Raw genomic sequence first — 12,395 nt, forward strand, 5'->3', positions numbered from 1 at the left:
GGCGGCGTTGTCAGAGGGCTCCGTCACAATGGGTGGCGCCGGTGGAAGGGCCGCGGCGTGAGGAGAAGGTGGTGACCCGTGCCCGTATGGGATGACCTGGTGGGCCAGGAGCGTGTCCAGGCGCAGCTCGCCGCCGCCGCGCGGGACGCGGACGCCCTCGTCACCGCCGAGGCGCAGGGCGCCGCGCCGCCCGACGCGGCGAAGTCGAAGATGACGCACGCCTGGCTGTTCACCGGCCCGCCCGGCGCCGGCCGGGACACCGCCGCCCGCTGCTTCGCAGCCGCCCTCCAGTGCGTCAGCCCCGACCGGGCGCTCGGCGGGGAGCCCGGCTGCGGTTTCTGCGACGGCTGCCACACGGCCCTGATCGGCACGCACGCCGACGTGGAGGTCATCCGTACGGACCTGCTGTCCATCGGCGTCAAGGAGACCCGCGAGCTCGTCCGGCGCGCGCAGCTCTCCCCGGCCGGCGGTCGCTGGCAGGTCATCGTCCTGGAGGACGCCGACCGCCTCACGGAGGGCGCGGGGAACGTCCTGCTGAAAGCCGTCGAGGAGCCCGCGCCCCGCACGGTCTGGCTGCTGTGCGCCCCGTCCCTGGAGGACGTGCTGCCCACGATCCGCTCCCGCTGCCGCCACCTCACGCTGCGCACGCCGCCGGTGGACGCCGTCGCCGACGTGCTCGTACGGCGCGACGGCGTCGACCCGGAGACGGCCGCCGCCGCCGCGCGCGCCACCCAGGGCCACATCGACCGCGCCCGCCGCCTCGCCACCGACGAGGGTGCCCGCGCCCGCCGTGCCGCCGTCCTCAAGCTGCCCCTGCGCGTGCAGGACGTGGGCGGGTGCCTCAAGGCCGCCCAGGAGCTGATCGACGCCGCGGGGGAGGACGCCAAGCAACTCGCCGAGGAGACCGACGTCAAGGAGACCGAGGAGCTGAAGACGGCCCTCGGCGCGGCTCAGGGGGGCCGCATGCCGCGCGGTACGGCGGGCGTGATGAAGGAGCTGGAGGACAAGCAGAAGCGCCGCAGAACCCGCACGCAGCGCGACAGCCTGGACCTCGCCCTCAGCGACCTGACCGGTTTCTACCGGGACGTCCTCGCCCTCCAACTCGGCACGCGCGCGGCGATCGCCAACGAGGACGTGCACGACGCGCTCGACCGGATCGCCCGCGACAGCACGCCCGAGTCGACCCTGCGCCGCATAGAGGCCGTCCTCGCCTGCCGTGAGGCCCTCGACCGGAACGTGGCGCCGCTGCTCGCCGTGGAGGCCATGACCATGGCCCTGCGCGCCGGTTAGCCCGTACGGGTAGGACGCGCGCGAACACCGGGTCTCGCACCGTCACCGCGCCGCTACTCTCCGGTGAATGCACCCATGTCGTCCGCTCCGCACGTCCGTGTCCGCCGTCACGCTCGCCCTACTCCTCGCGGTGGGCTGTGCCGGGAGCGGTGACCCCGCGGGCGCCTCGGCGCCGCGCGCCACCGCGCCCGCCGCTTCCGTCGCGTCCACCGCTCCCGCCGCGTCCCTCCCGTCCGACCCGGCCGCGCTCCGCCCGTACTACGCCCAGCGGCTGAACTGGCGCGACTGCGGGGCGCCGGGCTTCCAGTGCGCCACGCTCAGGGCGCCCCTCGACTACGCGCGGCCGGGCGGCGCCCGGGTCGAGCTCGCCGTCGCCCGCGTCAGGGCCACCGGCCCCGGCGAGCGCCTCGGCTCCCTGCTGGTCAACCCGGGCGGCCCCGGCGGCTCGGCCATCGGCTACCTCCAGGGGTACGCCGGGCTCGCCTACCCCGCCCCCGTCCGCGCCCGGTACGACATGGTCGCCCTCGACCCGCGCGGCGTGGCCCGCAGCGAGCCGGTCCGGTGCCTCGACGGGCCGGCCATGGACGCGTACACGCAGGTCGACCAGACCCCGGACGACCAGCGGGAGACCGGCCTGCTCGCCACGTCCTTCAAAGGGTTCGCCTCGGCCTGCGCGAAGAGGTCCGGGCGGATCCTGCCACACGTGTCCACCGTCGAGGCGGCCCGCGACATGGACGTCCTGCGCGCCGCGCTCGGCGACGAGAAGCTCAGCTACGTCGGCGCGTCGTACGGGACGTTCCTCGGCGCCACGTACGCCGAGCTGTTCCCCTCCCGCACCGGCCGCCTCGTCCTCGACGGCGCCATGGACCCGTCCCTCACCGCCGAGCGGCTGAACCTCGACCAGGCGGCCGGTTTCGACACGGCGTTCCGCGCCTTCGCCGCCGACTGCCTGACCCACCCCGACTGCCCCCTCGGCACCGCGTCGGTACGGGACGCCACCGCCCGGATGAGGACGTTCCTCGCCGGACTGGACCGCGAGCCGGCCCCCACCGGCCAGGACCGGGCCCTCGGCGAAGCCCTCGCCACGATCGGTGTGATCACCGCCATGTACGACGAGGCCGCCTGGCCCCGGCTCCGCACGGCCCTCACGCGCGCGATGGACGGCGAGGGCTCCGGCCTCCTCGCCCTCGCCGACAGCTACTACGAGCGCGACGGCGACGGCGGCTACTCCAACCTCATGTCCGCCAACGCCGCCGTGAACTGCCTGGACCAGCCGCCCGCCTTCACCACCCCCGCCGCGGTCGCCGCCGCCGTACCGTCCTTCGAGAAGGCGTCCCCCGTCTTCGGCCGCAGCCTGGCCTGGGCGTCCCTGGCCTGCGCGTACTGGCCGGTGAAGGCCACCGGCACCCCGCACCGCATCACCGCCGCGGGCGCGCCCCCGATCGTCGTCGTCGGCACGACCCGCGACCCGGCCACCCCCTACAAGTGGGCCCGCTCCCTCGCCGCCCAGCTCTCCTCCGGCACCCTCCTCACCTACGACGGCGACGGCCACACCGCGTACGGCCGCGGCAACGACTGCGTCGACACCGCGATCAACACCTTCCTCCTGGAAGGCACACCCCCGCCCCCGGCCAAGCGCTGCCGTCGGCCGTAGGACCCCCCGGAAAAGGGCGTGCATGAGCACCCCCTCCACCTGTGTAGACTTGTCCTCGCTGCTGCACCCCCCAGGGGAGCGCGCGGTGTGCCGCCTTAGCTCAGTTGGCCAGAGCAACGCACTCGTAATGCGTAGGTCTCGGGTTCGAATCCCGAAGGCGGCTCAGAGAAACCCCAGGTCAGACAATGTCTGGCCTGGGGTTTTCTGTTGCTCGGGGCATGACGCGTTACGCGGCCGGAGCGTTGCGATTTTGCTTGCGCGAACGATGCGTGAGCGGAGCGGCCGGTACCTCCTGGGGTGGGGTGTCACGGCGCCGGGGGAGGGGGAGTCGGTGATCGGCCGGGAACACCGGACCGAGGGCGGTTGCCGATCGCCGCTCGACGTGGTCCTGCCGGTGCTCGTCGTGCGTGGTCTCGGGTTCGGATGCCGGAGGCGGGTCAGTCGGAAGCCCGGGTCAGATTTTTCTGGCCCGGGCTTTCTCGTGGGGTGGGGGTGGGGAGCCGTGGGTGGGCCGGCTCAGTGGGCGGTGGTCGTCTCCCCGAGGAAGCCGGTGAGCAGGGCGGTGGTCGGGGCGGGGCGCTCCAGGCTGGGGAGGTGGCCCGCCCAGGGGAGTTCGAGGTGGCGGGCGCCGGGGACGCGCCGTGCGAGGGTGGCGGCGATCTCGCGGAAGTCCGGCAGGTCGTGGGCGCCCGAGACGACCAGGCAGGGGGCCGTGATCCGGGAGAGGTCGACCCGTGCCGCGGAGGGGGCGAAGTCCTCCTCCGCGGCGGCCTGGACCTCGAACGCGTGCCCCTGCATGCGGCGCACCCGTTCCCGGGTCTCGTCGTCGGCCTCCGGGCCCAGCCACGTCTCCACGTTCAGTTCGACGGCCCCCGCGATGTCGCCCGCCTCGAACAGGGCCTCCTCCCGCTCGTCGAAGGAGCGCAGCGCGGCACCGGGCACGTGTCCGGGCATCCCCGAGCAGAGGAGGGCCAGGCCCGTGACGGTGTCCGGGCGGGTCGCCGCCAGTTCGAGGGCGACCGCGCCGCCGTACGAGGCGCCGATGAGCGCGGCGCTTTCGACGCCCAGGTGTGCGAGGAGGTCCGCGACGTCGGCGGCGTCGCTGTACGGGCGGTCCGCCACCGGGGACCCGCCGTACCCCCGGAAGTCGCACCGGACGACCCGGTATCCGGCGTCGGCGAGGACCGGCCACTGCGGGTCCCACATGCGGCGGTCGCACACCGAGGAGTGCAGCAGCACCACGGCGGGCCCGTCCCCCGTCATGTCGTGGGCAAGCGTGTCGTAGGCAAGCGTCATCAGGCGGACGCTACGGGAGCACGGGGGGCCGCGGTACCGAATTCACCGGATGCTCTCGATGATCCGGGCGAAGCCCTCCTTTCCGCGGCCCGCGTCGATCTGGCGCTGGATGAGCCGCTGGACCATGTCGACCACCTCGGTGCTGATGCCCTGGTCGGAACTGGCGGCCAGGATGTCGTCGAGGCTGGAGAACTCCAGGCTCTGCTGTCCTTCGACCGTGTAGTCCCCGCCGTCGACGACGGTGGCGAACCCCTCGAACTCACCCGTCATGGCGGTCAGCCACGGGGCGGCCATGGAAGCGAACTCGCGTGCCGTCACACCGGCCGGCGCGACCATGGCGGCGCCGTGCAGGAAACCGGCGAACATGACGTACATGCCCGCGAGCAGGGCGAGGTCGTACAGGGAGGCCAGGCCGGCGTCCTCGCCGAAGTAGGTGCTCGCCCCCCACAGGCCGAGCAGCGGCTCGTACTGGTGGAAGACGTCGGCCGATCCGCTGTAGAGGATCGACGCCCCGGGCCGGCCGATCATGTGCGGTACGGCCATGATGCCGCCGTCCAGGTACGCGATCCCGGCGTCGGCGGCCCACGCGGCCAGCTCCCGCGACTGGGCCGGCGACGTCGTGGTCAGGTTGATCAGGGTGCGTCCGGCCAGCTCACCGGAGAGCGGGTCGAGCACCTCGTGGACCGACGCGTGGTCCAGCAGGCACGCGATCACCAACCGACCGGCCCGGACGGCGTCCCCCGCCGTGTCGGCGGCCGTCGCACCCTGCGCGACGAGGCCGTCCGCCTTCCCCGGTGTGCGGTTCCAGACCGTGGTCGCGTGGCCGCCCTTCACCAGGGCCTCCGCCAGGGCGCTGCCCATCGCTCCCAGACCGAGAACGCTCACCTGGACACTGTTGTCCTTCGTCATTTCGGTACTCCCCCTCGGGTTCGTCCTTCGTTTCGATCCTCTCTGCCGCCGGTAGAGTTGACCAGTACGGACTAATTAGTGGGGTACGCACCTGCGGGTAAGTACCAGTGGGCCAGTGCCCGTGGCGGGTACCTGCGGGCGAGTGCCCTTCGGCGAGGGTTCCTTGGAGGAGCGGATGGGCGCATCGGCGCGGCGTGGACCCTACTTCTGCGGCATCGACGCGGCGATGGACGTCGTCGCGGGGAAGTGGAAGTCGCTGATCCTCTGGGAGTTGCACCAGCACGGCACCCGTCGGTTCGCCGAGTTGCGGCGCGGCCTGCCGGGCGTCAGCGAGAAGATGCTGATCCAGCACCTGCGGGAGATGGAGGAGGACGGCCTCGTCCACCGCGAGGTGTACCACCAGGTGCCGCCGAAGGTCGAGTACTCCCTGACGGAGGACGGCGTCTCGCTCAACGCCGCCCTGGCCCCGCTGGGGGAGTGGGGCACCGAGCGCATGCGGCGGATCGGGGCCGGGAGGGTCCTGGTCGACGGCGCCGCCGCGACGGGCCGGTGAGGGAGAGCCGAGGCGGTGGTCGATGAGGGCCGGTCGCGGCGGTGATCGGTGAGGATCGGTCACGGCGGTGACCGGCGAGGGCCGGTCGCGGGGGTGGCCGGTGAGGACCGGCCATGGGGGTGGCCGGGGCGGGGGTCACGCTGTGACCTGGGCGTCCGGGGCGGAGCGGGCCAGGACGGCCAGGGTCCGCAGGGCCCGTGCGAGGGTTTCCCGGGAGGGCGAGACGAGGCCCAGGCGGACGGCGTTGGGGGCGCGGTGGGGATCCGCCGTGAAGGCCGACGCCGGGGTCACCGCGATGCCGTGGCGGGACGCCGCCGCCACGAACAGGTCGGCGCGCCATGCCGGGGGCAGCTCCCACCAGCAGAAGCAGGAGCGCGGGTCCGTGCGCAGGGTGAAACCGGACAGGCCGTCGCGGGCGAGGAACTGGCGGTGTTCGACCTCCTGGCGCTTCGCGCGGACCAGGGCGTCCACCGTCCCGGCCGACTGCCAGCGCGTCGCCGCCTCCAGCGCGTAGCCCGGCGGTGACCAGCCGCCCGAGCGCACGGCCGCCTCGACGGCGGGGGCCAGGGCGTCCGGTACGACGGCGAAGCCCACGGTCAGGCCGGGGGCGAGGCGCTTGGACAGGCTGTCCACGACGACCGTCCGCTCGGGCGCCAGGGCGGCGAGCGGCGGCAGGTCGTCGTACAGGAAAGCCCAGATGGTGTCCTCGATCGCCGGCACGTCCAGCCGCCGCAGGGTCGCGGCGAGGTCGGCGCGGCGGCCGGGGGGCATGGTGAGGGAGAGCGGGTTGTGGAGTGCCGGCTGCACGTAGACGGCGTGCAGCGGTGCGGTGCGGTGGGCGGCGGCGATGGCCTCCGGCCGTACGCCGTCCTCGTCCATGGCCAGCGGGACCACGGTCACGCCGAGGCGGCCCGCGATGGACTTCAGCACCGGGTACGTCAGTTCCTCCGCGCCCAGCCGCCCGCCCGGCGGGACCAGCGCGGCGACGGCGGCCGAGATGGCCTGGCGGCCGTTGCCGGTGAACAGCACCCGGTCCGGGTGGGGCCGCCAGTCGGCGCGGGCCAGGAGGTGGGCGGCGGCCGTACGGGACCGGGGGGTGCCGGTCGCGCCCACCGGCCGCAGCGCCGCGTCCAGGACGTCGGCGCGGAGCAGGCCGTCCAGTCCCTCGGCCAGGAGGGCCGCCTGCTCGGGGACCACGGGGTAGTTCAGTTCGAGGTTGACCCGCTGGTCCGGCGGGTCGCTCAGGGCGGGTGCGGCGGACCGGTGCTCGGTCGCCCGGACGAACGTGCCCCGTCCGACCTCGCCCACCGTCAGGCCGCGGCGGGCCAGCTCCTGGTACACGCGGACGGCCGTGGACGCGGCGATGCCGCGGTCGCGGGCGAACCGTCGTTGCGGCGGCAGCCGGTCGCCCGGTCGGAGCCGGCCCGCCGCGATCTCCGCCGCCACCGCGTCCGCCACGCTCCGGTAGTCGCTCAACTCGGCCCGCTCCCTCTGTCACCGAACATTGCACCGAGAGCAATGTTTTTATTGCTCCGAGTTATTGAGTGTCAATATGCTCGAACCCTCGGCGGCGGAAGTGGGCGGGGGAGGCACCGTGGTGGAAGGCAGCGCCCTGGTGGGCGTGTTCGTGATTGCGCTCGGCATGGTGCTCACCCCCGGACCGAACATGATCTACCTCGTCTCGCGGTCCCTCACCCAGGGCCGTCGCGCGGGGGCCGTCTCGCTCGGCGGGGTCGCCGTCGGATTCCTCGTCTACCTGGTGGCCACGAACCTCGGCCTGTCCGTGCTGTTCGTCGCGGTGCCGCAGCTGTACCTGGCCGTGAAGCTGGCCGGTGCCGCGTACCTGGGCTGGCTCGCCTGGTGTGCGCTGCGGCCCGGCGGGGTGTCCGTCTTCACCCCGCAGGACGTGCCGCCGGACCCGCCGCGCAGGCTGTTCGCCATGGGGTTGATGACGAGCCTGCTCAACCCCAAGATCGCCATCATGTACCTGTCGCTCATCCCGCAGTTCGTCGACGTCGAGGGCGGGCACGTGCTCGCCCAGGGGCTCGTCCTCGGCGCCGTGCAGGTCGTCGTCAGCGTCGGGGTGAACCTGGCGATCGTCACGGCCGCCGGAGCCGTCGCCGTGTTCCTCGCCCGCCGCCCCGGCTGGCTGCGGGTCCAGCGGTACGCCATGGGAGCCGTGCTGGGCGCGCTCGCCGTCGGCCTCGCCGCCGACACCTCGGCACCCCGCGCCGCCGCGCACTGACGGCCCCGCCCGGTCCCGTGCGACGGCCCGCCCCGCCTGGCCGCCGTGGGGTGCCCCGCGCCGCCCGGTCGACGTGCGGCGACGTGTCCCACCCGGTCGACGTGCGGCGGTGCGTACCGTCCGGCCGCCGTGGGGTGGCTCGTACCGCCCCTCAGTCGCCCGTGAACACGGTCCGGCGCGACGGCGCCCCGTCGTCCCCCGCGCCGCCGTCGCCGTCGTGCGGCCCGCCGGGATGGAGCGTTCGCGGCCCCACGCGCGGACGTCCTCGATCTGCTCGGGGTTCGTCCGGCTCAGCGGGGTCGCGTCGGCGAACTGGTCCAGCACGAACGACGGCCTGAGCGCCCCCGCACGTCGTTCGCCGTCGCCACGACGACCGCCCGCGAACCGGACTCCTGGAGCCGGAAAAGGAAGTGGCCGATGCCGCGCTGCGGCACGCCCGTGCCGTCGTTCTGGCCGGCCGGGCCCTTTTCGACCTCGTCGATCCGCAGCACGCACGACGCGACCCGATCGGCCGTCCGCAGCGTCTCGCGGGGCCTGCCCTCCGACTCACCCAGGTACGTGCCGCGGATCGACGCCGCGTCCAGCCGGTACAGCGGCAGCCGCCACTGTGCGGCGACGGCCTGCGCCGACAGCGACTCGCCGCACCCCGGTACGCCCACCAGCAGCACTCCGCGCGGCGGGCGCAGACGCGTGCCGCGCGGATCGGTGTGCATCGGCCCGTACGTCCGGCGCAGCCGGTCGCGCGGGTTCGGCGGCGGACCGGGCGACTTCCGGCCGGCGCCGGGTCGAACCGGTGTCAGCCGGTCCAGAAGTCCCACCAGCGGGTCAGGACGAGCATGCCGACGACCCCGAGGTGCAGGACGGGCGGGACCCAGGGGAGGTCGTCGAGGAGGCGCCGGACCCCGTGTGGCGCGGGCAGCCGGCCGTGCCGCACGTTCTCCGCGGTGACGTGCCAGAACATCACGATCGTCGCGGTCCAGGCGAGGCAGCACCACAGGCACAGGGCGTTGATCTCGTACAGGGACTGCCACATCAGCCAGGTGCAGAAGCCCACCCCGAACAGCGTCCCCGCGTGGAGGCCGAGCCAGAACCAGCGCCGGTGGCGGGCGCCCGCCAGCAGCCCGGCGCCGACCGCGACGACCATGCCGTACGCGACGAGGCCGAGCATCGGGTTGGGGAACCCGAACACCACCGCCTGCTCGCTCTTCATGACGCTGCCGCACGACACGACGGGGTTGAGGCTGCACCCGGGGGTGAAGTGCGGGTCCTCCAGCAGCCTGAACTTGTCGAGCGTGATGACCCACGAGGCGAGCACGCCCGCCGCGCCGGTCACCACCAGCAGCCAGGCGAAGGCGCGGCCCGCCCCCGTCCTGCCGTCCTCCGGTGCCGTCGTCGGCGGCGGCGCGGCGGGGTGTGCGTGGGCGGGCGCGGGCCGTGTGTGCGCGGGTCTCGTGTGCGCGCCGCGGATCGTCGTCATGCTCTCCACCGGTCCTCTCGGTGTCAGGTGCGCACGCGCAGGACGGGGAGGAGGCAGTGCGCGCTGCCCTCCAGGAACCCCTCACCGGACACGAAGGCGCGCAGCTCCTCCGGCGGGACCGCCCGGCCCGGCACGGCCCGCGGCCACGGTCGGACCGCGATGATCAGGTACACCTGCCCCTTGGCGTGCGCGGCGCGCTGCCACTCCGGCGGGACGGGGCACCGCACGCGCAGGAACGGCAGCGTGAGCACGGCCTGTTCGGCCTCCACGAGCAGCGAGGACGAGAAGCCGCTGTCGCGGCCGAGGTCCACGAGCCGCTCGCCGATCGGCAGGCCCAACTGGTCCAACTGGGCCCGCATCGCCTCCTCGCCGGCCTCCGGGCCGTCCCGGCCGTCACCGAGCGAGTACACCATCAGCAGCGGGTCGCCCGGGTCGTCGGCGGTCGGCTCGCTGCACCAGGGGATGACGGTGAGCGTCCCCAGCGGGGAACGCCGGCTGTCCGGGGACACGGCGGTGGAAGAGGTCATGAGGCCGGATGCTAATGGGGCGAAAGGGAGCGACCCGGTGGTTTTTCACCCGTTCGGGTGTTACTCGTTCGGCTCGTTTCGCCTTGACGTGTGGAATCCGGTCTCGCGCTCCGGAAGGGTTCACCGGTGGTGCCGTCACGCCCGCTCCGGGGCGCGCCCGTGTCGGAGCGGGCAGGGGGAAGCCCGCGGGCTCCGGGGCGCCGGCGCTGGGTGCGCCGGTGCCCGGCGGGGCCCGCGGGCGGTGACCACGCGGGGCGGGTCGCGGGGTGCGGCGGGTCTCCGGGGCGCGCGTGACGGGCACGGGTGCTTTCCTCACCCTCCCGCTCTCGCACCACCCCGCCCGGAGCGCGGACGGGGTGGGTCACCCGGGCCGGGGCCGCCGTACCGGCACGCGCGCGTCAGCCGCCGATCGGCAGTCCGCCGAGCAGCGGCGCGGCCTTCCGCTGGGCGTCGAGCTCGCCGGCGGTGTCCGCGACCTTGCCGACCAGCTCGTGGTTGGTGACCTGGCCGACCTCGTCGGAGGGGACCGCCTCGGCCAGACCCCGCTTGCCCAGCGTGTCGACCGCTCCGTTCAGGCTGGAGGGGGTGAGGGTGTCGGCGGCGAAGGCCGGCGCCGCCACGCCCATCGCCATCACTGAGCCGGCGAGAACCGCGGCAACCTTCATGGGCTTCATTACGGGGAGTCCTTCCTGGAAAGGGCATCGTGCGGGGCAACTGACGCCTGGGGACCGGCACTTGGCAGGTCTCGGCGGCGCGCTTCTGCCCTCTGTAACGAGCCCCGGGCGCGCCGGAAACTCCGTACCGCGGGAATTCTCGCGTGCTGCACCCGAATGACGCGGGACGGTCTGGGCCTCGGACGGATGTGAAAAAACGACAAGACGGGGTCCGGTGTGGAGCCGGGGAAGCGGCCCCGGTCGTCGCGTGGCTGTCTCCGGAGGCCGGATCCGGCGGTCCGGCGCGGTCCGCGGGGCGGGCCGCGTCGAGGGTGCGTGAACCCCTCGCCGGTCGAGTCGCGAACGAGTGAAGAGAATGGCGAAATGCCGCCGCAGGGGGGAAGGCGCGGCGCGGGCCCGCGCCGCGACCGGAGCCGCCGCCACCCGGGCTGACAAGCGGATCTGCCGACGAAGACGCACGAGTGCCGCGAGTGTCCTCGACGCTCCGCCTTTCCTTTGTCTGATATAAGTGCGTTCTGTTGCGTCGGTCCATCCCGGTGGGAGCTGTTTCCTTACTCCTCAAGGCGGAGAGCCCTATGCGGATTCCAGTGGTTCCAGCCGTGCGGCGCGGGATTGTCTGCGTCCTTTTCTGTGCCGCCCTGGCGGCCGCACTGCCCGCTGCGGCCGCGCCCCCGATGAAAGAGCAGCCTCGTATTCCGTTCGCCCAGCGCTACTACAAGCTCCAGCACGGCGGTCTGGTGCGCGCCGCCAATTCGGCGATCACCTGCCGGAAATCCGCCGCGAACGACTGGGCGGCGGAGATTCCCTGCCTTTCCGCACGCGGTGGTAAAGGCGACGCCGCCAACCATCGGTACGACATGTTCTACACGGACGTGGACGACGACCCGAACACGTTCAACTCCAGTCGCGCCGAGCTCGTCCTGCCCAAGAACGCGCAGGTCACGTACGCCCGGCTGTACTGGGGCGGCAACCTCCGGGTCGGTGAGCAGAAACCGCCGAAGGACAACGGGCGGGTCCTAGTCGCCGAACCGGGTGGCTCCTACAAGGACGTTCTCGCCGATTCCGTCATCGGCCACCGCACCGCCAACGGCGCCGATGCCTTCCAGGCCACCGCGGACGTCACGGAACTCGTCAGGAACTCCGGTCCCGGCATGTACACCGTCGCCCAGGTCAATGTCGCCATGGGACGCTCCGCCGTCGGCGCCTGGGGAGGCTGGACGCTCGTCGTGGCGTACGCGAAGAAGGACGCCCCGCTGCGTCACCTCTCCCTTTGGGACGGATTCGAGACGCTCGCCGAGGGGCGCCGGTCGTTCCGCGTGGAAACCGGGCGGATGCGCGTTCCTATGGGCGGCTCCGGACGGCTCGGAATGATCACGTACGACGGCGATCGCGACATCGCCGGGGATTCCGTCGCGTTCGAACCGCACCCGCGCCGGACGGTGCCGCTCACCGATTCCGCGAACGCCCCGGACGGCGCCCTGAACTCGACGATCACCGACTTCGGCGAGGCGCGGATCCGGCGTGAACCCGACCATCGCAACACCCTCGGATACGACTCCGACGTGATCGACCTCTCCCCGGCGCTCCGCCGCGGCGCGAGCGACACCGCCGTGCGCATCGGTGCCGCACGCGACTACCTGTGGCTCGGCGCGCTGTTCGTCGAGGCCGACGCCCGCGCCCGCGACTGACCGGCACCAGACCGTCCCGCCGTCGCCCGCCACCGCCTCGCCGCCCCCGCCACCACTCAGCCGCCACTCCGTCAGAAAGGGG

The 12,395-nt window shown here is 73.4% G+C and carries 12 protein-coding genes and 1 tRNA gene; 6 read left to right on the forward strand and 7 right to left on the reverse strand.

The features are described 5' to 3' along the window. Nucleotides 1-78 precede the first annotated feature (78 nt). The 3 genes from RND61_RS22730 (at nucleotide 79) to RND61_RS22740 (ending at nucleotide 3,107) form a co-directional block, all read left to right on the forward strand. Nucleotides 79-1,290 (forward strand): DNA polymerase III subunit delta', encoded by a 1,212-nt coding sequence (locus tag RND61_RS22730; RefSeq protein ID WP_315879897.1) that lies wholly within the window; start codon nucleotides 79-81, stop codon nucleotides 1,288-1,290. A 67-nt stretch (nucleotides 1,291-1,357) separates the two neighbouring features. Next, nucleotides 1,358-2,944, forward strand: coding sequence for an alpha/beta hydrolase (locus RND61_RS22735; protein ID WP_315879898.1), 1,587 nt, complete (start codon nucleotides 1,358-1,360; stop codon nucleotides 2,942-2,944). Between the two features lie 89 nt (nucleotides 2,945-3,033). After that, nucleotides 3,034-3,107, forward strand: a tRNA-Thr gene (locus tag RND61_RS22740). Between the two features lie 353 nt (nucleotides 3,108-3,460). Here RND61_RS22740 and RND61_RS22745 read toward each other — a convergent pair. Then, nucleotides 3,461-4,240, reverse strand: coding sequence for an alpha/beta fold hydrolase (locus tag RND61_RS22745; RefSeq protein WP_315879899.1), 780 nt, complete (start codon nucleotides 4,238-4,240; stop codon nucleotides 3,461-3,463). 42 nt (nucleotides 4,241-4,282) lie between these two features. Next, nucleotides 4,283-5,149 (reverse strand): NAD(P)-dependent oxidoreductase, encoded by an 867-nt coding sequence (locus RND61_RS22750; protein WP_315879900.1) that lies wholly within the window; start codon nucleotides 5,147-5,149, stop codon nucleotides 4,283-4,285. A gap of 175 nt (nucleotides 5,150-5,324) precedes the next feature. On the opposite strand from RND61_RS22750, the gene RND61_RS22755 reads away from it, so the two are divergent. Beyond that, nucleotides 5,325-5,702 (forward strand): winged helix-turn-helix transcriptional regulator, encoded by a 378-nt coding sequence (locus RND61_RS22755; RefSeq protein ID WP_315879924.1) that lies wholly within the window; start codon nucleotides 5,325-5,327, stop codon nucleotides 5,700-5,702. A 135-nt stretch (nucleotides 5,703-5,837) separates the two neighbouring features. On the opposite strand, the gene RND61_RS22760 is transcribed toward RND61_RS22755, so the two are convergent. Continuing rightward, a complete protein-coding gene (locus RND61_RS22760; protein ID WP_315879901.1) occupies nucleotides 5,838-7,178 on the reverse strand; it encodes an aminotransferase-like domain-containing protein in 1,341 nt (446 codons plus the stop codon). Between the two features lie 118 nt (nucleotides 7,179-7,296). Here RND61_RS22760 and RND61_RS22765 point away from each other — a divergent pair, with 118 nt between their 5' ends. Further along, the gene (locus RND61_RS22765) at nucleotides 7,297-7,947 is read left to right on the forward strand and encodes a LysE family translocator (RefSeq protein WP_315879925.1); all 651 of its coding nucleotides are present in this window, start codon (nucleotides 7,297-7,299) and stop codon (nucleotides 7,945-7,947) included. A gap of 290 nt (nucleotides 7,948-8,237) precedes the next feature. On the opposite strand, the gene RND61_RS22770 is transcribed toward RND61_RS22765, so the two are convergent. The 4 genes from RND61_RS22770 to RND61_RS22785 all read right to left on the reverse strand — a co-directional run bounded on the left by RND61_RS22770 (nucleotide 8,238) and on the right by RND61_RS22785 (nucleotide 10,625). Further along, the gene (locus RND61_RS22770; RefSeq protein WP_315879902.1) at nucleotides 8,238-8,660 is read right to left on the reverse strand and encodes an AAA family ATPase; all 423 of its coding nucleotides are present in this window, start codon (nucleotides 8,658-8,660) and stop codon (nucleotides 8,238-8,240) included. 83 nt (nucleotides 8,661-8,743) lie between these two features. Then, on the reverse strand, nucleotides 8,744-9,424 hold the full coding sequence (locus tag RND61_RS22775) for a vitamin K epoxide reductase family protein (protein ID WP_315879903.1): 681 nt from the start codon (nucleotides 9,422-9,424) through the stop codon (nucleotides 8,744-8,746). A 23-nt stretch (nucleotides 9,425-9,447) separates the two neighbouring features. Further along, a complete protein-coding gene (locus RND61_RS22780; protein ID WP_315879904.1) occupies nucleotides 9,448-9,951 on the reverse strand; it encodes a DUF5949 family protein in 504 nt (167 codons plus the stop codon). A gap of 398 nt (nucleotides 9,952-10,349) precedes the next feature. Beyond that, nucleotides 10,350-10,625, reverse strand: coding sequence for a hypothetical protein (locus RND61_RS22785; protein ID WP_315879905.1), 276 nt, complete (start codon nucleotides 10,623-10,625; stop codon nucleotides 10,350-10,352). 587 nt (nucleotides 10,626-11,212) lie between these two features. Between RND61_RS22785 and RND61_RS22790 the strand changes: the two genes are divergently transcribed. Continuing rightward, a complete protein-coding gene (locus RND61_RS22790) occupies nucleotides 11,213-12,313 on the forward strand; it encodes a DUF3344 domain-containing protein (RefSeq protein ID WP_315879906.1) in 1,101 nt (366 codons plus the stop codon). The last annotated feature ends 82 nt before the right edge of the window (nucleotides 12,314-12,395 follow it).

Source organism: Streptomyces tamarix (genome assembly GCF_032423885.1).
Taxonomy (GTDB): Bacteria; Actinomycetota; Actinomycetes; order Streptomycetales; family Streptomycetaceae; genus Streptomyces; species Streptomyces tamarix.